Annotated in this window: 15 protein-coding genes, 1 tRNA gene and 1 riboswitch; of the genes, 10 read left to right on the top strand and 6 right to left on the bottom strand. The window is 68.5% G+C overall.

Features of this window, described 5'->3' with window-relative positions; all coding sequences use genetic code 11:
- Positions 1-354: 354 nt before the first annotated feature.
- Together CQW49_RS03230 and pal are read right to left on the bottom strand one after the other, a co-directional pair.
- Positions 355-431, bottom strand: a tRNA-Trp gene (locus tag CQW49_RS03230).
- Between the two features lie 80 nt (positions 432-511).
- Positions 512-1,015, bottom strand: coding sequence for a peptidoglycan-associated lipoprotein Pal (pal, locus tag CQW49_RS03225; protein ID WP_003610974.1), 504 nt, complete (start codon positions 1,013-1,015; stop codon positions 512-514).
- 307 nt (positions 1,016-1,322) lie between these two features.
- Here pal and CQW49_RS03220 point away from each other — a divergent pair, with 307 nt between their 5' ends.
- The 5 genes from CQW49_RS03220 to hrpB all read left to right on the top strand — a co-directional run bounded on the left by CQW49_RS03220 (position 1,323) and on the right by hrpB (position 6,173).
- Complete coding sequence (locus tag CQW49_RS03220) at positions 1,323-1,958, top strand: hypothetical protein (protein WP_003610975.1); 636 nt, start codon at positions 1,323-1,325, stop codon at positions 1,956-1,958.
- A gap of 102 nt (positions 1,959-2,060) precedes the next feature.
- Positions 2,061-2,123, top strand: a riboswitch (Fluoride riboswitch).
- Between the two features lie 61 nt (positions 2,124-2,184).
- Positions 2,185-2,631, top strand: a complete 447-nt coding sequence (locus CQW49_RS03215; protein WP_003610976.1) for a hypothetical protein — start codon at positions 2,185-2,187, stop codon at positions 2,629-2,631.
- Positions 2,632-2,767: 136 nt separating this feature from the next.
- A complete protein-coding gene (locus CQW49_RS03210; protein ID WP_003610977.1) occupies positions 2,768-3,220 on the top strand; it encodes a hypothetical protein in 453 nt (150 codons plus the stop codon).
- A gap of 136 nt (positions 3,221-3,356) precedes the next feature.
- Positions 3,357-3,683, top strand: a complete 327-nt coding sequence (locus tag CQW49_RS03205; RefSeq protein ID WP_003610978.1) for a helix-hairpin-helix domain-containing protein — start codon at positions 3,357-3,359, stop codon at positions 3,681-3,683.
- A gap of 18 nt (positions 3,684-3,701) precedes the next feature.
- Positions 3,702-6,173 (top strand): ATP-dependent helicase HrpB, encoded by a 2,472-nt coding sequence (hrpB, locus tag CQW49_RS03200; protein ID WP_003610979.1) that lies wholly within the window; start codon positions 3,702-3,704, stop codon positions 6,171-6,173.
- A 69-nt stretch (positions 6,174-6,242) separates the two neighbouring features.
- On the opposite strand, the gene CQW49_RS03195 is transcribed toward hrpB, so the two are convergent.
- Positions 6,243-8,282 carry a thioredoxin domain-containing protein gene (locus CQW49_RS03195; protein ID WP_003610980.1) on the bottom strand — a complete coding sequence of 680 codons (2,040 nt, stop codon included), beginning with the start codon at positions 8,280-8,282 and terminating at the stop codon, positions 6,243-6,245.
- A 164-nt stretch (positions 8,283-8,446) separates the two neighbouring features.
- Here CQW49_RS03195 and CQW49_RS03190 point away from each other — a divergent pair, with 164 nt between their 5' ends.
- Positions 8,447-10,066 carry a flavin monoamine oxidase family protein gene (locus tag CQW49_RS03190; RefSeq protein WP_003610981.1) on the top strand — a complete coding sequence of 540 codons (1,620 nt, stop codon included), beginning with the start codon at positions 8,447-8,449 and terminating at the stop codon, positions 10,064-10,066.
- On the opposite strand, the gene CQW49_RS03185 is transcribed toward CQW49_RS03190, so the two are convergent.
- On the bottom strand, positions 10,042-10,326 hold the full coding sequence (locus CQW49_RS03185) for a hypothetical protein (protein WP_003610982.1): 285 nt from the start codon (positions 10,324-10,326) through the stop codon (positions 10,042-10,044). The two genes, CQW49_RS03190 and CQW49_RS03185, sit on opposite strands and share 25 nt — an antisense overlap.
- A 435-nt stretch (positions 10,327-10,761) precedes the next feature.
- On the opposite strand from CQW49_RS03185, the gene CQW49_RS03180 reads away from it, so the two are divergent.
- From CQW49_RS03180 to CQW49_RS03170, 3 genes are all read left to right on the top strand, one after another.
- Positions 10,762-12,219: a diaminobutyrate--2-oxoglutarate transaminase gene (locus tag CQW49_RS03180; protein ID WP_003610983.1), complete on the top strand. Its 1,458-nt coding sequence runs from the start codon at positions 10,762-10,764 to the stop codon at positions 12,217-12,219.
- An 83-nt stretch (positions 12,220-12,302) separates the two neighbouring features.
- A complete protein-coding gene (locus CQW49_RS03175; protein ID WP_003610984.1) occupies positions 12,303-12,683 on the top strand; it encodes a PRC-barrel domain-containing protein in 381 nt (126 codons plus the stop codon).
- 383 nt (positions 12,684-13,066) lie between these two features.
- Positions 13,067-13,597, top strand: a complete 531-nt coding sequence (locus tag CQW49_RS03170; protein WP_003610985.1) for a hypothetical protein — start codon at positions 13,067-13,069, stop codon at positions 13,595-13,597.
- Positions 13,598-13,811: 214 nt separating this feature from the next.
- Here CQW49_RS03170 and polA read toward each other — a convergent pair whose 3' ends face one another.
- The gene (polA, locus tag CQW49_RS03165) at positions 13,812-16,793 is read right to left on the bottom strand and encodes a DNA polymerase I (RefSeq protein ID WP_003610986.1); all 2,982 of its coding nucleotides are present in this window, start codon (positions 16,791-16,793) and stop codon (positions 13,812-13,814) included.
- Positions 16,794-16,983: 190 nt separating this feature from the next.
- Between polA and CQW49_RS03160 the strand changes: the two genes are divergently transcribed.
- Positions 16,984-18,753, top strand: a complete 1,770-nt coding sequence (locus CQW49_RS03160) for a solute symporter family protein (RefSeq protein ID WP_003610987.1) — start codon at positions 16,984-16,986, stop codon at positions 18,751-18,753.
- Between the two features lie 9 nt (positions 18,754-18,762).
- Here CQW49_RS03160 and dgcA read toward each other — a convergent pair whose 3' ends face one another.
- Positions 18,763-19,746 carry an N-acetyl-D-Glu racemase DgcA gene (dgcA, locus tag CQW49_RS03155; protein ID WP_003610988.1) on the bottom strand — a complete coding sequence of 328 codons (984 nt, stop codon included), beginning with the start codon at positions 19,744-19,746 and terminating at the stop codon, positions 18,763-18,765.
- Between the last annotated feature and the right edge of the window lie 32 nt (positions 19,747-19,778).

Below are 19,778 nucleotides of genomic sequence, written 5' to 3'. Positions count from 1 at the left end.
GTAGAGCCGGTTGTGGTCCGGCGGCGGTGACGCCCAGCCATGCTACGTCTATGCGCCGGACAGCAGGGGGAAGAGGGCGGCGCGTGTTCGAGCAGTGCGTCCAGCGCAGATCTGCCCACGCAGTTCGCTCATTGTGTGCCCCCTTGCTCGCACTGGCATGAGTGAGCACCAGCTCATGGTGCTCTATGCCTGAACGACGCTCGGATAGGACCGAATGGCGAACTCGAAGCAGATGGCTGGGGCGACAGCGAGGCTGATTGCGGAAACGCCAAGCGAACAAAGCGCCCCACCGGGTGGGACGGGTGTTGCCACACCAGACAAAAACAATTGATTTCGTTGAGATTTTTTTAGCTTTGGCAGGAGTGGAGGGACTCGAACCCCCAACCCCCGGTTTTGGAGACCGGTGCTCTAGCCGATTGAGCTACACTCCTGCGGGACGACGCGGCGTCGGCTTCTCAATGCCGCATCGTCGGGCGCGATGCAAGCGCCCGAAGGCGCGCCCGGCGCGAATTTATGAATTGCCTCCGCCGAGAACGGTCACGGCGCGACGATTCTGCGACCAGCAGGAGATGTCGTCGCAGACCGCGACCGGGCGCTCCTTGCCATAGCTGATCGTGCGGATGCGCGCCGCCGAGAGGCCGCGCGAGACGAGATAGTTCTTCGCCACCTCGGCGCGGCGGGCGCCGAGCGCGAAATTATACTCGCGCGTGCCGCGCTCATCGGCGTGGCCCTCGACCGTGAAGGAATAGCGGCCGTAGCGTTGCAGCCAGTCGACCTGCTTGTCGAGCGTCGTCTGAGCGGTCGACGTCAGCTCGCTCGAATCGGTCTCGAAATAGATGCGGTCGCCGACATTGACGACGAAATCCTGCGGGCTGCCCGGAGCGGCGTAGCCGCCGCGACCCGCGAGGGCGGCGTTCTCGTCCTCCGAGGCGTTCTTGGCGCAGGCCGCGATCGACAAGGCCGCAGTCAAGGCGGCGACGACGCGCAGCGTGCGCAAGGCGGAGGTGATGTCCATAACCTTGAAAACTCCTCTGACGCGGTCTTTCCCGGGCAGTCCTAGCGGGGCAGGGTTAAGCGAAGGTTCCGTAAACCTTGACGCCAGCTTTTCGCGCGCCGCCATCCGCGGCGACCCGATATTAAGGTTAACGAAAGGTGGATGGTCGGGAGGCTTGATGGCGGCATTGAGGCGCGCGCGCTGTTTTTCAGTGGGATAGGCGGTGGGCGACTCTGCGGATGCGCAAGACTCCGGGGCTGGACCGGCCCCCGGATCATTGTTAGCAATTCGTCAACCATGCGGCGGACCGACACCCGGGGAGGAGAAGATGCGACAGCCGAAGACGGGCGGGCGGCGGCTCGCGACGATCTGCGCCTTGGCGGCGGCGGCCGCCGCGCTCGCCGGATGTGTCGACACGGCGGTCGAGGTCGGGGCGCGGCGCCCGGGCCCGACGGCGGCGCGCCACAAGCCGGTCCCGCGCCCGGGCGTCAGCCCGCATGGCGCGAGCGTCGCCCTCGCCAGCCTCGAAGGCGCGCCGGAAGAGATATTGACCCGTTTTCGTCCGCTGTTCGTCCGCACGGCCGAGGTCCGCGACATCGCCACGGCCGGCGAGGCCGACGCCGCCTATAAGCTGCGCGGCTATCTCACCGCTTATGCGGGGCCGGAGGGCGCGACGCGCCTCGGCTATGTGTTCGACGTGTTCGATCACGACGGCCGGCGGGCGCAGCGCCTCGCCGACGAGGTCGTGGCGAGAGGCGCCGGTGACCCGTGGAGCGCGCTCGGCGACCAGGAACTCGCCGAGTTCGCAGCCCGCGGAGCCGACGATCTCGCCGCCTTTCTCTCCAACACTCCCGAGGCGCTGGCCGCGGCCGGCGGCGAGCCGGGCGTGACCGTCGCGACGGCGACCCATTCAGAGCCATTGGCTGCGGCGAGCAAGCCGCTGGGGTTCGCGGAGGCGAAGTAGACAGCGCGCGCCCGCTTCGCCCGCGCATATCGACGCCGACATTGACGCAACGTCCCCGCTTCTGTATCGAATTTGTCATACGAGGTCGCGGACGCCGAGCGCTCCGCGCCAGGGGATGGGGTGCCCCCTCTAACCGCCGAAGAGGCTGATGACTCCTGTCGGATTTCGGCGATCGATCCGGTCGCCGGACGAGGGCGCGCGCGCTCTCTGAGCACAGGAGAACAAAATGAATCAGGATCTCTCGGTCTTCGTCACGCCTTTCGCGCTCATTATCGGCTGCGCGCTCGTCGCCGGCGGCATTCTCTATTTCATCGACATTCGTTTCCTGCGCTCGCAGACGCAGGCGATCGTCGCGCTGGTCGCGGGCTTCGCGGTGCTCGGCGCGCTCGAGGTCGTGCTGGCCGGCTCCAGCGTCTCCTTCTTCAAAGCTCAGCAGGTGCAGACCTCCGCCTGCGAGCTCGAGGGCGAGTCGGCCCATCCCGAGGCCCGGCTCGGCGCCGGAGCCGAGGTCATTCAAAATCACATCCGCACCTGCATGCAGGAGGCCGGTTATGAATGGGCTCCGGGCCACCATAATTGCTCGGACGCGCCGCTCGCCACCAACCCCTATTGCTATCTGCCGGCCGGCGGCTTCGATCGCGCCGTTACCGCGCTGCAGCTGAAATTCGAATAGCGCGACGGCGGCGGCCTGCGATAAGCTCGGTTTTTGGGCGCCTCGCGCTTGCCGAGCCTTCGGCCTCGCTCCACTTTATGACGAGACGAAGAGGGAATGCGGCGCCCTGTCGTAACGAAGACGGAGAAAGGCGCCGATGAACGAGGATATCGCGGCTTTTGTCGCGCCGCTCACCCTGCTTCTGGGCGGCGGCTTGCTGGCGCTCGGCGCATTGTCCTTCATCGGCGTCGATTATTTCGACAGCAAGCTCAAGTCTCGCGTCGCCTTCGCCATCGGCCTCGCCTTCATGGTCGCGACCGAGCTCATCTTCGTCACTTCGAGCAGCTCCGGCCGCTATTTCGCCGGCCTCAAGACCGATGTGACCGATTGCGAGCTCGACGTCGAGACCAAGCTGCCCGACGAGCGGACCAAGAACCATAGCCCTGTGTTGCATGACGCCATGGTCGCCTGCATGGAGCGGCTCGGCTATGAATGGAACGCCGATCACAATCATTGCAAGGAGGCGAAGATCGCCACCAATTCCTTCTGCTATCTGCCGACTCGCCCGATGGCGCGGGCGATCGTGCGCTTCCAGACGAGCTTCGAATAGAGCGCTTTCCGATCGAACGTTCGACCGATCAGAATTCGCTCGAGCGTTCCAGGCCGCACGAACAAGACGCAATTGACCGGCCGGGGCCGACGCGCGGATTCTCCGATTCGTCATTGGTGACGAGAGAGGATTCCCCATGCGCCTTTTCCTTCGCTTCGCTATGGTCGCTCTCGCGCTCGGCTGGGGCGCCGGCGTGCTCGCGCAGGCTCTCCAGCCTTCGGCGCCCGCTCCCTCCGTCGCGCCGGCGCCGGCGAAGCCCGCCGCTCCCGCCGAGGAGTTGCTGGACATTAATTCGGCGACGGTCGAGGAGCTGGATGTGCTGCCGGGCGTCGGTCCGGCGCGCGCCGCGGCGATCGTGAAGGGTCGCCCTTATCGAGGCAAGGACGAGCTTCACCGCAAGAAGATCATTCCCAAGGCCGTCTATGACAAGATCAAGGACAAGATCATCGCCCGCCAGAAGTGAGCGTCCGCGGGGGCGCGTGTGAGCTTCCGCGAAACATTGCCGATCGACGACGTCCTGCCGCAAATCCGCACGGCGGCCGCGTCGTCGAGCAATCTCGTGATCGTCGCGCCGCCCGGCGCCGGCAAGACGACGCGCGTGCCGCTCGCTCTGCTGGATGCGCAATGGGCGGCCGGCGGCAAGCTCGTGCTGCTGGAGCCGCGTCGCCTCGCGGCGCGGGCGGCGGCGACGCGCATGGCGGCGACGCTCGGCGAGGCGGTCGGCGAGACCATCGGCCTGCGCATGCGGCTGGAATCCAAAATTTCGTCGCGCACGCGCGTGGAGGTCGTCACCGAGGGCGTGTTCGCGCGCATGATCCTCGATGACCCGATGCTCGAGGGCGTCGCGGCGGTGATCTTCGACGAGTTTCACGAGCGCTCGCTCGACGCCGATGTCGGCCTCGCTTTGGCGCTCGACGCGCAGGCCGGGCTGCGCGAGGATCTGCGCATCCTCGCAATGTCGGCGACGCTAGACGGCGCGCGCGTGGCCTCGGTCATGCGCGGCGCGACGATCGTCGAGAGCGAGGGCCGCACCTTCGCGGTCGAGACGCGTTATCTCGGCCGCGCCGCCGAGGAGCGCGTCGAGGAGGCGGTGGCGCGCGCCGTGCGGCGCGGACTGGCCGAGGAGCATGGCTCGCTGCTGGCGTTCCTGCCTGGACAGGCGGAGATCCAGCGCGTAGCGTCCCTGCTCGCCGAGCGCGGCCTGCCGCCCGATGTCGATGTCGCGCCGCTCTATGGCGCGATGGAGCGCAAGGACCAGGATCTCGCCGTCGCTCCCGCCGCGGCGGGCCGGCGCAAGGTCACGCTCGCCACCTCCATCGCCGAGACCTCGCTGACCATCGAGGGCGTGCGCGTCGTCGTGGATTGCGGGCTGTCGCGCGTCGCGGCGTTCGAGCCCGATCTCGGCCTCACGCGGCTGGAGACCGTTCGCGCCTCGCGCGCCTCGGTCGACCAGCGGCGGGGCAGGGCGGGACGCACCGAGCCCGGCGTCTGCTATCGCCTGTGGGACGAGGCCGCGACCGCTTCTCTGCCCGCTTTCGCGGCGCCGGAAATCCTCGCCGCCGATCTCTCCGGCCTCGCGCTCGATCTGCGCGCCTGGGGCGTCGACGATCCGCGAAAGCTTCCCTTTCTCGACGCCCCGCCGCGGCCGGCCTACGCCGAGGCGGTCGAGCTCCTTCGCTCGCTCGGGGCGCTGGACGAGGGCGGCGCGCTGACGCCTCTGGGGCAAGCGATGCGGGCGCTGCCGATCGCGCCGCGGCTCGCACGCATGGCCCTCGAGGCGGCGCGCCATGGCGAGGCCGAGCGCGCCGCCGATCTCGCTCTGCTGCTGTCCGAGCGCGGCCTCGGCGGCAATTCCGCCGATCTCTCCGAGCGCCTCGAGCGCTTCCGCTCGGACGGCTCGCGCCGCGCCCGCGACGCGCGGCGCTTGTCGGGCGTCTGGGCGAAGCAGGCGCGCGCGGCGATCGCCTGCGACGCGCCCGCCGATCTTTCTGACGGCGCGCTGATCGCCATGGCCTTTCCCGACCGGATCGCCAAGGCGCGCGGCTCCACGGGGGAGTTTCTGATGGCGAGCGGCCGCGCGGCCTCCGTCCCGCCGCACGAGCCGCTCGCCGCCGCGCCGTTTCTGGCGGTCGCCGAGGTGACGGGCCGCGCCGCGCAAGCCCGCGTGCTCGCCGCCTGCGCGCTTTCGGCCGAGGAGGTCGAGCGGATCGGCGCCGGGCGGATCGAGACGCGCGACGAGACGATGTTCGATCCGGCGAGCGGGGCCCTGCGCCGCCGCCGGTTCCGCCGGCTCGGCGCCATTCGCCTCACCGAGCAGAATCTTCCCGCCGAGCCCAATGACGAGAGCGCTGCTATTCTCGCGCGCGGCGCCGCGACAGTCGGCGTCGGTCGGCTGCCCTGGAGCAAGGCGCAGATGCAGCTGCGCGACCGGCTCGCTTTCCTGCGCCGCGCGGAAGGCGATGCCTGGCCGGATGTGTCGGACGAGGGGCTCGCCCAACGGGGCGAGGACTGGCTCGCGCCTTTCATCATCGGCCGCGCCAGTCTTGCGGCGATCACGGCGGAGGATCTCGACGCCGCGCTCGCCGTTCTCACGCCTTTTGAGCTGACGCGGCGGCTCGAGCGCGAGGCGCCGCCCTTTTTCGAGACGCCGGCCGGCTCGCGCCATGCGCTCGACTATGCCGCGGCGAATGGGCCGCTGCTCTCGGTGCGGGTGCAGGAGCTGTTCGGCCTCGCCGTTCATCCGACGCTGGCCGGCGGCCGCGCGCCGCTGACGCTCGAGCTCTTGTCGCCAGCGTATCGCCCGATCCAGACGACACGCGATCTGCCCGGTTTTTGGGCCGGGTCTTGGGCCGAGGTGAAGCGCGAGATGAAGGGCCGCTATCCGCGCCATCCCTGGCCGGACGATCCCGCCAAAGCGGCGCCGACGACGCGGGCGAAGCCACGGGGGACGTGAGGGCAGGGCCGATTAAGGGAGACCGCGAGCGGGGAGAGGAGGCGGCAGGCGCGTCGCCAATCGCGCTCGTCACGCCGACGGCGTCTGCGGCTCCCCACGCAGCGCCAGCGCTAGTGAGGCCGGCTCGACGATCGGCAGTGAGCAGGTCGTCCCCCGGCACATATAAGCGGCGGCCCGGCCGTCGACCTGCGTCTTGCCGGCGGCGGGATGGTCCGGCGGCAGGGCGGCGCCGGGCGCCGCCACCAGCAGCGATCGGCCTGGCAGGGATGTTTCGTGCAGGACCCGCAGCAGCGCCGCCGTATCCTCCGCCGCGCGGGCGCCGATGATCACGATCTGCAGCCCGTCGCGCAAAATCTCGGCGCCCGAGAGCAGCGTCGAATAGCCCAGCAGGCCGCGCCGCACGGTTCCGGCGAAGGCCGTGAGCGTCGCCTCGGCGCGCTCGCGATAAGCCGTCTCGCCGGTCAGATGATAGAGCCGGGCCAGCACTTGCGTCATGGCGCCATTGCCGGACGGCAAAGGCGCGTCCTCGGCGATCTTGGCGCGTCGGATCAGCGCCTCGGCGTCGTCGGCGGTGAAGAAATAGCCGCCCGCCGGATCGCGATAATGCGTCTCGACGATCTCCGCCCATTCGCGGCAGCGTGTGAGATAGGCGTCGTCGCCGGTCGCCTCGTGGAGGGTCAGCGCGGCGCGGCAAAGATCCGCGTAATCGTCGAGCACCGCCATATGCTTGGCGCGGCCGGCGCGATAGGAGTGCAGCAGCCGGCCGTCGGCCGTCGTCATGCTGGTCGCGATGAAATCGAAGGCCGCCGTCGCGACGGCGAGCCAGTCCGGCCGCGCGAAGGCTTGCGCCGCCGCGGCGAGGGCGGCGATCATCAGCCCGTTCCAATCGGCGAGCGCCTTGTCGTCGCGGCCGGGTCTGACGCGCGTCTCGCGCAGCGCCAGCAGCGCGGCGCGATCGGCGGCGAGCGCCGCCTCCGCCTCGGCCGAGCCGAGCGCCATCTCGAGCAGGCGATTGGGAATGTTCTTTTCTTCCCAATTCCCCGCTTCGGTCACGTCATAGGCGGCGCGGAAGGCGCCCGCCCGCTCGCCCAGCGCCGCATCGATCTCGGCGGCGGACCAGACATAGAACTTGCCTTCCTCATGCTCGCTGTCGGCGTCGAGGCTGCTGGCGAAGACGCCCTCGGGCAGACGCATCTCGCGCAGCGCCCAATCGATCGTCTCCTCGACGCGCGCGGCGTAGAGCGGCTTGCGTTCGTCCTGCCAGACCAGGGTCAGCAGCTCGACGAGCTGGCCATTGTCGTAGAGCATCTTCTCGAAATGCGGCGCGAGCCAGCGCTCGTCGGTGGAATAGCGCGCGAAGCCGCCGCCGATATGGTCGTAAATGCCGCCCTGGCAGATATGGTCGAGCGTCGTCAGCACGGCTTCGCGCAGCGAGGCGCGGCCGGTCCGCTTCCACGCCCGCCAAAGGAATTCGAGGCTCGGCGGCTGGGGAAATTTCGGCGCCCCTCTGATGCCGCCATGCTCGCGGTCGATCAGCTCTTCCAGCCGCTCCGTGATCGTCTCGAGAAGGACGGGCGAGATCGGCTCGGCCGGCGCGCTCTCGGCGAGCCGGTCGAGGCCATTGGCGATGGCTCCGACATTGCGCGTCACCACGGCCGGCTTCTCGCGCCAGAGCTCGGCGACCGCCTGCAGAATATCGGCGAATCCGGGCATGCCGTGGCGCGGCTCGGGCGGAAAATAGGTGCCGCCCCAGAAGGGCTCGCCGTCCGGCGTCAGGAACATCGTCAGCGGCCAGCCGCCGCGGCGGCCGAGCATCTGCAGCGCCTGCTGATAGAGGTGGTCGATGTCCGGCCGCTCCTCGCGATCGACCTTCACATTGATGAAGTTGGCGTTCATCAGCGCGGCGATGCGATCGTTCTCGAAGCTCTCGGCCGCCATCACATGGCACCAATGGCAGGCGGCGTAGCCGCTGGAGAGGAGAATGGGCTTGCCCTGCGCCTTGGCGAGCGCCAAGGTCTCGGCCGACCACGCCCGCCAATGGACGGGATTGTCCTTGTGCTGGAGCAGATAGGGGCTCGTCTCCTCGGAGAGGCGATTGCTGTCGGTCACTGTCGTCTCTCCAGGCTCGCGTCCCTTCTCCCGCTGGGCAGGAGAAGGAGACGCCTCATCCTGCACGCCGGGCGCCAAAAGCCGAGACACAAAAGCGACAAAATGCGCGGCACGTCCTTTGCGTTCCTTTTCGGTCAAATTTCTTTCGGCCGTGGAGCGGATCGATGCTGGATGTCGTGATTGTCGGAGGCGGAGCATGCGGCCTGGGGCTGGCGCGCGACCTCGCCAAGGCGGGCGTGAGCTTCGCGCTTTATGAGGCTCGCACGCGCCTCGGCGGGCGGGTGCTGTCGGTCGAGGATCACAGCTCGGGACTGCGCGTGGACCTCGGCCCGACCTGGTTCTGGCCGGACACGCAGCCGACGATCACCGGGCTGGTCGCCGAGCTCGGCCTCGCTCATTTCCCGCAGCATGATCCGGGCACGGCGATGCTGCTCGCCGAGGGCGACAAGAAGCCCGAGACGCGCATGACGCCCAATCTCCATTCCGGCGCGCGCCGGATCGAGGGCGGCATGGCCACGTTGATCGAGGCGCTGGCCAAGGATGTTCCGCCGGAGTGTATTCATCTCGGCGCCGTGCTGCGCGACGCCGCCGAGCGCGGCGACCACGTCGAGCTGCGCTTCGACATCGCCGGCGAGCCGGTGATCGTCGAGGCGCGCCGGGCCGTGCTGGCGATGCCGCCGCGCCTCATCGAGGAGAAGGTCGCCTTCGATCCGCCGCTCGACGCGCTGACCCGCAACGCCATGCGCGGCGCCGCGACCTGGATGGCCTCGCAGGCCAAGGCCGTGGTCGGCTTCGAGGGCAAGCCCGCCTGGCGCGCCGACGGCCATTCCGGCAATGCTTTCGCCACCCATGAGCAGGCCGTGCTCGGCGAGATTTTCGACGCCTGCGACGCTTCCGGCGAGCGCGCCGCGATCGGCGGCTTCTTCGCGCTCTCCATCGAATGGCGCGAAGCCTTCGAAGGCGGCATGCCGATGCTGCTCGCCAGTCAGCTCGTCCAATTATACGGCAAGCCGCTCGAGGGCGTGGGCGAGCAGCATGTGCAGGATTGGGTGCGCGAGCCCTTCACCTGCGCCACTCTCGACAAGACGCCGCCGGCGGAGCATCCCGAATATGGCGATCCGATGCTGCGCCAGTCCTTTTGGGAGGGCAAGCTGCTGCTCGGCGGCGCAGAGACCGCGCGCGAGGGCGGCGGCTATGTCGAGGGCGCGCTCAATGCGGCCAAACGCATCGCTCTGCGGATTCTCGACAAGAAGGAGGCGCCGATCATGATCCCGGGAACGAGTGAGACGACGACGCCGGAGGCGCTCAACGAGTCGAGCGTCGCGCGCTTCCGCGAGTGGGTGCAGTCGAAGCGCGAGCCGGCCTTCGCCAGCTATCGCCAGCGCCTGAATTTCGGGCTCTCCAATGGCCAGCGCGAACAGGTGACTCAGCGCGCGATGCTCGGCGCGATGGAGGCGGTTCTGAAAGAGGCGACAGCGGTTCTGGAAACCCTGCCCTTCGATCATTCAATCGTCGCCGTGGAGAAGGGCCGCTCCGATCTGACGCCGCTGGTGCAGGCCGCCTTCGACGGCTTCATCCAGGAGCTGCTCGACAGCGTCATCGACTTCAACCGCACGTCCTGCGCGCTCTCCAATTTCCCCGACGAGCACAAGCCGTCCAAGGACTATCTGAGCGCGACGCTGCGCGACATCGCCGCCGCTTGGCGCGAATTCTCGCTCGACGCCAATCAGATCCTGCTCGACAAATGCGCTTCGGCCGATCAGCAGGCGACGCGCAGCCTCTGATAGCCGCGGAATATGCCCCAGTCGTCGAACATCGCGGCGTCCACCAGACAGCCGCGCGGGGCATAGACGTAAGGATAGGGCTCCGGATAGCGGTAGTAATAGGAGTATGGCGCCGCGGTCGGAGCCCCGAGCAGGAGATGCGAGGTTCGCGTCTCCGCTCGCTTCGTCCAATCCGGAACCAGAAAGCCGTCCCACTGCGCCGCGGCGGGCGCGGCGGCGGCCGCGATCACCATGACGAGGCCCGCACGAAACGCCCGCATCGGCGTGTCTCCTTCATGTGAAAAATGAATTGCGTTCCAATCGAAGCGCCATTGTGCCGGCGGCGGCGCAGACTGTCGATCCGCAGCTTTCCTCATGCTCTTTGCGCCTGCGACAAACAAGATCGCTGCTCTATCTTCTGACTCTCGACGAGCATCCCGTCTCCCGCAGGGCGGGAGAAGCTGGCCCGGCTGAGCCGGGTCGGATGGGCCGAGCCGAACAGCCCGTTTCGAGATCATTTCGCGGCGTTGCACGACGGAGCGACCTCATCCGACCCTCGCTGAAGCGAGGGCCGCCTTCTCCCGCGGGCGGGAGAAGGGAGAGTCCTGTTCTCCGACGCGCCGGAACGCTGGTTCATTTATTTCGTCTCGTGCTGGCGCGCCGCCGCGGTCTCGATCGTCCTTCCCGATAGGCTGATTTGAAGGACGAGGCGCGACATGCTCGAAACGGGAAAGACGGACCTCGGCGCTACATGGCCGAACGGTCGGATGATCGGCGTCGACGGCGGCTATGCGACGATTCCTTTCTATGAATCCTTCGGCAATGATTATCTCGCCCGCCAGGCGGAGATCGAGTCCAACGCGCGCAGCTATCCGCGCAAGCTGCCGATCGCGCTGCGGCGCGGCCGCGGCGTCGTCGTCGAGGACACGGACGGCCGCGATTACATCGACTGTCTCGCCGGCGCCGGGGCCTTGGCGCTCGGCCACAATCATCCGATCGTCGTCGAGGCGATCCGCGAGGCGCTGGCGCAGGAGCCGGTGCTGCAGACGCTCGATCTGCCGACGCCGCTGAAGGACAGGTTCACGCGCGAATTATTCGACAGCCTGCCCGAGGCTTTCGCCAAGGACTACAAGATTCAATTCTGCGGACCCTCCGGCGCCGACGCGATCGAGGCGGCGTTCAAGCTGGTCAAGACCGCCACCGGCCGGCGCGGACTGCTCTCCTTCGGCGGCGCCTATCACGGCATGACGCATGCGACGCTCGGCGTCACCGGCGAGCCGGCGCCGCGGCGCGCGATCTCCGGCCTCGGCGGCGAGGTGCAGTTTCTTCCCTTTCCGTCGGACTATCGTTGCCCCTTCGGCGTCGGCGGCGCGGCCGGCGCGAAGATCGGCGCCGACTACATCGAGTTCCTGCTCGATGATCCCAACAGCGGCGTGCTGCCGCCGGCGGCGATGATCCTCGAGCCGGTGCAGGGCGAGGGCGGCGTCGTGCCGGCGCCGGACGCCTGGCTCTGGCGCATTCGCGAGATCACGCGGGCGCGGGGAATTCCGCTCATCCTCGACGAGGTGCAGACGGGGCTCGGCCGCACCGGACGGCTCTATGCTTTCGAGCATGCGGGCGTCACGCCAGACGTCGTCGTGCTGTCCAAGGCCGTGGGCGGCGGGCTGCCGCTCTCCGTCGTCGTCTATCATCGCGATCTCGATCAGTGGAAGCCGGGCGCGCATGCGGGAACCTTCCGCGGCAATCAGCTCGCCTTCGCCACCGGCGCGGCGACGATCCGCCATGTCGTCGCGGAGGGGCTCGCCGAGCACGCCGAGCGCATGGGCCTGCGCCTGATGCGCGGGCTCGAGGCGATCGCCGCCGACTTCCCCTGCATCGGCGATGTGCGCGGGCGCGGGCTGATGGTCGGCGCGGAGGTCGTCGAGGCCGGCGGCGGCTCCGTCGGCGCGCCGCCGGCCTCGCCGGAGCTGGCGCGTCGCATTCAGCATGAATGCCTGCGGCGCGGCCTCATCCTCGAGCTCGGCGGACGGTTCGGCGCGGTGGTGCGCTTCCTGCCGCCGCTCGTCGTCGCGCCGGAGGAGATCGACGCCATTCTCGAGCGCTTCCAGACGGCCGTCTCGGCCGTGCGCGGCGAGGCGACGCGGCGGCTGGAGCCGGCGGCGGCGGCCCTCTGACAGCGATAGGCGATCGCGGACGCTGGAACCTTTCTCGGCCCGGGCGCGTTCCAGCGCCGTGAACAGCGCGACAGGAGCGAGCCATGGCCTCCGCCGAGTTCGGTTTCAATCTGATCTCCAGCCAGGATCTCGAGGGCGTCACCGTCTTCGATCCGAATGGGGACGAGATCGGCGAGATCGATCATCTGATGATCGACTGCGTCTCCGGCCGCGTGCGCTATGCGGTGATGGCCTTCGGAGGGTTTCTCGGCCTCGGCCACAGCCATTATCCGCTGCCGTGGAGCTCCCTGACCTACGACCGCGAGCGCGGCGCCTTCGTCGCCGACGTCACCGAGCAGCAGCTCCATGACGCTCCGGAGTTTTCCGACGACAGCTGGTCGGACCGCGAATGGGAGCGGCGCGTGCACGAGCATTACCACGCGCGCCCCTATTGGGACGAGCAGCCGGGCGGCCGCACGAGCTGAGACCGGGCGGAGGACGACGGCCTCATCATCCGATCGCCCGGCTCGCGCCGAGCGGCGCGGTGAGATCGTAATCCGTTCGGAAAGCGCGCTATTGGCGCGATAAATGCTTCATCCGTGGCGGGAGCGCTACGCGCCGGACCTGCGGATCGAAAGCCGACACGGCTGTCTAGACCGCTCCGGTTTCTCGATGCCTTTGCAGAACAGCGTTCGCGCGCGCTACGAGCCGCTTTTCGCTCGCTCTTTCCCCCTCGCACATCGATCGGCGCCGGCCTGAGGCGACGTTCGCTCCCTGTCGGGAAACGTCCGAAAGCGCGCGCCGACATTCCACAAGATCGGCCGTCATCGTCTCGAATGTCTCGGGAAGGACGGACAACTGAAAGCTCATGATGACCTCCATCGAGTCCACCGCCTTCGGCCGTCTCGAGGCGGAAGGCCGCCTTTTGAAGCCTGCGCATAAAGGGACGACACATCACGCCGGACGCTTCGGCTTCCGCGGCGAGATCGCCATCACGCTCGAGCCGCTTCTCACTCTGGAGGCTGTCTTCGCGGCGGCGCAGGATGGCGACGCGGCGCTGTCCTTCGTGGCCGGATCGCTGTCGAGCTTCAAGCAGCTTCCGGCGCTTGCCGAGAGCCTCGGCGCGAGCGTGAAGCCGGACGGAAAATATTACATCTATGTCGGCGATCTCGACCGCGCCTCGCGTTATCAGATCAGCTTCGGCGGCGTGTCCCTCTATGTCCTGCCGATCGACGACACCTCGGTCTACAACGAGCTCATCGAGCTCTTCTATCTCGATAAGCTCAAGATGAAGAAATACGACACGGCCGAAAAAATCGACACGATCGTCGACGCCGGCCTGAAATATGACACGAGCTATGAAGTGATCAGCTATGAGGACGGCTTGAAGCGGCTCTGATCGCCTGTCCTGGCGACCAGCGACTCGCCGTCATCGCGAGGAGCGAAGCGACGAAGCGCGTCGAAGTCGGGTCGGATGAGGGCGCCTCGGATTGGCCGCGTCCTAAGGCTGCGCTGCGAATTTGAAACTGCTTATCGGTGCGGACCCTCATCCGACCCCGCTTCGCGGGGCCACCTTCTCCCGCGCGCGGGAGAAGGAAGCGCCTCTTCCTGAATCAATGCGCCTCGTCCCAATTCTGCGCGGCGCGCGCCTCCACTTGCAGCGGAACGGTTAGGGTCGCCGCCGGGTGCGGCGCCTCTTCCATCACGCGCTTCACCACGGCGATGGTCGTCTCGGTCTCCTCGAGCGGCGCCTCGAACACCAATTCATCGTGCACCTGCATCAGCATGCGCGCGCTGCAGCCGGCCGTCGCCAGCGCCGCGTCCATGCGCGCCATGGCGCGGCGGATGATGTCGGCGGCCGCGCCCTGGATCGGCGCATTGATCGCCGCGCGTTCGAAGAAGGCGCGCTCCGAGGCGTTGGACGAGCCGATGCGCGGAAAATGGCATTTGCGGCCGAAGATGGTGGTGACGACGCCTTGCTCGCGCACCAGTCTCTTCGTCTTGTCCATATAGTCGCGAATGCCGGGAAAGCGCTCGAAATAGCGCTTGATGTAAGCCGCCGCCTCCTCGCGCGGAATGCCGAGCTGATTGGCGAGGCCGAAGGCCGATATGCCGTAGATGATGCCGAAATTGATCGCCTTGGCTCTGCGGCGCACGTCGGAGGGCATGCCTTGCACCGGCACGCCGAACATCTCGCTCGCCGTCTTCGCATGAATGTCGATTCCTTCGGCGAAGGCCTGCCGTAGCTGCGGAATGTCGGCGATATGCGCGAGCAGCCGCAATTCGATCTGCGAATAATCGGCGGAGATCAGCGCATGTCCGGGCTCGGCGACGAAGGCCTTGCGAATCTTGCGGCCCGCCTCGTTGCGCACGGGAATGTTCTGCAGATTGGGCTCGGATGACGAGAGCCTCCCGGTCGTCGTCGCCGCCAGCGCATAGGATGTGTGGACGCGGTTGGTCGCCTTGTTCACGAAGCCGGGCAGGGCGTCGGTATAGGTGGATTTGAGCTTGGAGAGCTGGCGCCAATCGAGAATGCGCGCGGCGAATGTGTTGCCGCTCTCGGCCAGATCCTCGAGCACGCTGGCCGAGGTCGACCAGGCGCCGGTCGCGGTCTTCTTGGCGCCGGGCAGGCCCATCCGTCCGAACAGAATATCGCCCAATTGCTTGGGCGAGCCGAGATTGAAGCTCTCGCCGGCGAGATCGTAGATCTCCGCCTCGAGCCGCGCCATGTCCTGCGCGAACTCGCCGGAGAGGCGCGAGAGAATATTGCGGTCGATGGCGACGCCGCGCCGCTCCATCGCCGCCAGCACGCCGACCATTGGCCGCTCCAGCGTCTCATAGACGCTGGTCATATGCTCGGCGGCGAGGCGCGGCTTCAGCACGCGCCACAGGCGCAGCGCGACATCGGCGTCCTCGGCCGCATATTCGGTGGCCTTGTCGAGCGGAACGCGCGCGAAGCCGATGAAGCTGCGCCCCGAGCCGGCGACGGCGGCGAAGGGAATGCATTCATGGCCGAGATGCTTTTTCGCGAGCTCGTCGAGGCCGTGATTGTTGCGGCCGGAGTCGAGCGCGTAAGAGATCAGCATCGTATCCTCGATCGGCGCGACATCGACGCCGCAGCAGGCGAGGACGAGCAGATCATATTTCATATTCTGCGCGATCTTCAGCACGCTCCTCGCCTCGAGCAGCGGCTTGAGGCGCGCTATCGCGTCGTCGAACGGAATTTGCGCGGGCGGGGGCTCGCCGCCGCCGAGCAGATCGGGGCCGGCGGAGGCGACATGCCGCAGCGGAATATAGCAGGCGCGGCCCGGCGCGGTGGCGAGCGAAACGCCGACGAGATCGCAAGACATCGGATCGAGCGAGGTCGTTTCCGTGTCCATTGCGACGAAGCCCGCCGCGAAGGCTTCCGCGATCCAGGCGTCGAGCCGCTCCAGAGTCGTCACCGTCTCATAGAGCGAGCGGTCGATCTTGGTCGCCACGCCTTCCTCGCGCCGCGCTTCGGCGAGGGCGGCGGGCGTGAGAGCGCCCGCTTCCGGCGTCGGAAGCTTGGCTGCGGGCGCGGCCGGCGCCTGCTGGGCAGGGGCTTCCGCCACTTCGCCATTGCGCCCGCGCCAGCCGGCGGGGCCGACAAAAGCGGGGTCGGGCTCGATCTCATTCGCCTCGACGCCATAGGTCTCGGCGGCGCGGCGCGTCAGCTGCGTGAACTCCATCGCCTGCAGAAAAGAGACGAGCGTCTTGCCGTCCGGCTGATGCAGGCCGAGATCGTCGAGCGAAATCTCGAGCGGCGCATCGTCCACGAGCTTCACGAGCTTTTGCGACGTGCGGATCAGCGCGACGCTCGCTGGATCGGTCAGGACCTCGCGGCGCTTGGGCTGCTTGATGCTGCCCGCGCGCGCGAGCAGCGTGTCGAGATCGCCATATTCGTTGATGAGCAGCGCGGCGGTCTTCACGCCTATGCCCTTGGCGCCCGGCACATTGTCGGTCGAATCGCCCGCGAGCGCCTGCACATCCACGACTTTTTCCGGCGGCACGCCGAAATATTCGATCACTTCATTATAACCGATGCGCCGCTCCTCGCGCGTTCCCGAGGCCGGGTCGTACATCGACACTTTGTCGTCGATGAGCTGCATCAGATCCTTGTCGGCGGAGACGATCAGCACATCGGCGCCGCGCGCCCGCGCGAGCTTCGCATAAGTGGCGATGAGATCGTCCGCCTCATAGACATCCTGCTCGATCGGCAGCAGGCCGAAGGCGCGCACGGCGGCGCGCATCAGCGGAAATTGCGGCACGAGATCGGCCGGCGGCTCCTGGCGATGCGCCTTGTAATCGGGATAGATCTCCTTGCGGAAGGAGTTCTCGGATTTGTCGAAGATGATGGCGAGATGCGTCGGCATGACGCCGGCCGCGCCCTCGCGGACGAATTGGAACAGCTTGGCGCAGAAGAGGCGCACGGCGCCGGTCGGCAGCCGGTCGGCGCGATAATTATATTTGGCGTCCTGGCGGATCGACTGGAAATAGGCGCGAAAGACGAAGGACGAGCCGTCGACGAGAAAGACGTGGCTGCCGGGACCGATCGGCTGGTGGGTGAGGGACATTCGGGACTTTCGGGAAGGGCGGGGTTGGGCGGGACCCTATCACCGCCGCGCGGCGCCGAGAAGGCTCGCGCGTCGTGAGGGCTCGTCATTGCGAGGAGCGGAGCGACGAAGCAATCCAGAGCGCGGGGCGCGCCTGCTCCTGGTTTTTGCGAAGATGCTCCGTTAGGCTCCCCCATGCGAGGAGACGGCCATGCGACAGACGGGCGAGGGGAGTTTCGAGGAGCGGGCGCGGCTCGACGCCCGCATTGCTTTCGTCGTAGCCACCTTCGGCTCGGCCTATGGGCTCGTCGCTCTGCTCGACCGCGTTGGCGCGCCCGAGCGGCTGGTCGCGCTGCTGTCGCCTTATTTCACCGTCGTCGCGTTGGCCGGCCTCGGCTTTCTGCTGCATTCGATGCGCGTTTCCTTCTATTACGCCGCCTCGCGCGCGGCGCCGGCCTCTTACGCCGGGCTGGCGACGACGGCGATGATGATGGGCCTCGCCGCGCCTTTCGCCGCGCGGCTCGCGGGACAATCCTCGCCGAGCGCCGTCGTCGCCGGCTTTCTGCTCGGCCTCGCGGCCATTGCGGCGCTGGTCGGGCCGCTGCTGCGCAAGACCGGCGCCTTCTCGCTGACCGAGCTGCTCGCGGCGCGCTTCTGCACCGTCGAGCCGCGGCTCGGCATGATCGCGGTCGCCGCGCTCTCCTCGGCCATTGTCGCGCTCGCCGGCTATCAGACGGCGGTCGACGCTTTGGTCGGCTTTACCGGCTCGGGCCGGCCGTTCGCGGCCTTCTTCATCGGCGTCGCTATTCTGCTGATCGCCGGGCCGGGCGGCGTCGGCGGCGTGGTCTGGAGCGCCTGCGCCGCCGCCGGCGTCATGCTCGTCGGCTTCGCTCTGCCGCAGGCGGCGTTGGTCGCTCAGGACGGCGCTGTCGCGCTGCCGGTCGTCGGCGACGAGGCGCTGTGGCGGGAGGCGACGGCGCTGATGCAGAATTGGGGGCTCGTCGGGCGAGGCTCGGCGGCCGATTATCTCACCGCTCTCGGCCTCGCGCTCGGCGTCGCCACTCTGGCGCCGGCGCTCACCCCGTTCGTGGCCACGCGGGATGCGCCGGCGGCGCGGCGGGCGGGGGTGGCTGCGCTGTTCTGGACGCTCGTCGCCGCGGCTCTCGTCGCCGCGACAATCGCCGCCTCGGCGCTGGCTCTGTCGCGCGTCGCCGTCGGCCAGACGCCCGAGCATCTGCCGGACGCGCTCTATCAGGCGAGCGGACGCGGCTTCGTGCAGATTTGCGGCGCGCGCGTCGACCGGCCGGCGGCGGCGCGCACGGCCTGTCTCGCGCGCAATCTGCCGCCCGGCGCGCCTCTGCGGGCGCAGGATGTGTCGGTGCGCGCGGAATATCTGATCGGCGGCTTGCCGCAGCTCGAGAAGCTCGGCGCCGCCTTCACCGGCCTCATCGCCTCGGGGCTCATCGCCGTCGGCCTCGTGCTCGCCGCGGCGAGCCTGCACGCCTGCGCCGCCGCGGTCGGCCATGACGCGCTCTATCGGCTGCGCGCCGAATCGGCGCTGACCAGCCGCCGGCTCGCCATCACCCGCCTCGCCCTCGTCGGCGTCACCGCGCTCGGCTCGGCGACCAGCGCCGCCAACGCCATCGACGCGCGCACGCTCGTCGGCCTCGCTCTGGCCATTTCGGCGTCCGGCCTGTTTCCGCTGCTCGGCCTCGTCTTCCTGCCCCGCGCGCAGGAGAAGGACGCGATGACCGCGCAATTGATCGGCGTCGCCACCATGGCCGGGACCCTGTTCGTCGAGCCCGGTCCGCCGGGCGTCGGCGCGCTCGCCTGGGCCGGCTTTTCCGGCGCGCTCGCGGGCCTGCTCGCCGGCGTGCTGACCGCGCGGCTGTGGTCGCACGAGACGCCGGAGAGCGTCGCTTTCGTGCGGCGCCTGCTGCGCGGGGACGGCAAGGTGCTGCGCGAGGACAAGGGGGCGTGACGGCCGCGCTCACCCCCAGAGCGCCGGCTCCGGCGGAAACACCAGCGACCCCTCATAGCGCAGCCCCGGCTCGCGATCCTTCGCCAGCAGCAGCGGGCCGTCCAGGTCGACGAACTCGGCCTGCTGCGCGACGATCAGCGCCGGCGCCATGGCCAGCGAGCTGCCGACCATGCAGCCCGCCATGATCGCGAAGCCCATCCGCCGCGCCTCGGCGGAAAGGGCCAGCGCCTCGGTGAGGCCGCCGGTCTTGTCGAGCTTGATATTCACCGCGTCATAGCGGCCGGTGAGCGCCGCGAGCCCGGCGCGGTCGTGCAGGCTCTCGTCGGCGCAGACCGGGACGGGCCGGGCGATGCGCGCCAGCGCGGCGTCGGCGCCCGCCGGCAGCGGCTGCTCGACGAGGCGCACGCCGGCGCGGGCGCAGGCGTCGAGATTCGTCGCGAGGTCGGCCTCGGCCCAGGCTTCATTGGCGTCGACGATCAGCTCGGAACGCGGCGCGCCCTCGCGAACGGCGGCGATTCGCTCAATGTCGCCGGCGCCGGCGAGCTTGACCTTCAACAAGGGCCGATCCGCGGCCTTGGCGGCGGCGTCGCGCATTTCGGCCGGCGTCCCGACGGAGATCGTATAGGCGGTCACCAGCGGCCGCATCTCCTCGAGCCCGGCGCGGCGGAAGGCGGCGACGCCCGTGCGCTTCGCCTCGAGGTCCCACAGCGCGCAATCGGCGGCGTTGCGGGCGGCGCCGGCCGGCAGCAGCAGCGCCAGCGCCTCGCGGTCCGCCCCGTTCTGGAGCGCGTCGCGGACGCTCTCCAGCGCCGCGACGACGCTCTCGACGCTCTCGCCATAGCGCGCATAGGGCACGCATTCTCCGCGTCCGATGGCGTCGCCCGCGCGCAGAATCACGACGACCACGACCGCCTCGGTCTTCGCGCCACGCGAGATCACGAAGCGCCCGGCGATCGGAAAGCGCTCCACGGCGATCGTCAACTCCACTGTCATTTTGCGATTTTCCCGTTGAAACAAGCGCCGGC

This window comes from Methylosinus trichosporium OB3b (assembly GCF_002752655.1).
GTDB classification, from domain to species: Bacteria; Pseudomonadota; Alphaproteobacteria; order Rhizobiales; family Beijerinckiaceae; genus Methylosinus; species Methylosinus trichosporium.
This window is presented reverse-complemented; position numbering and strand designations above follow the sequence as displayed.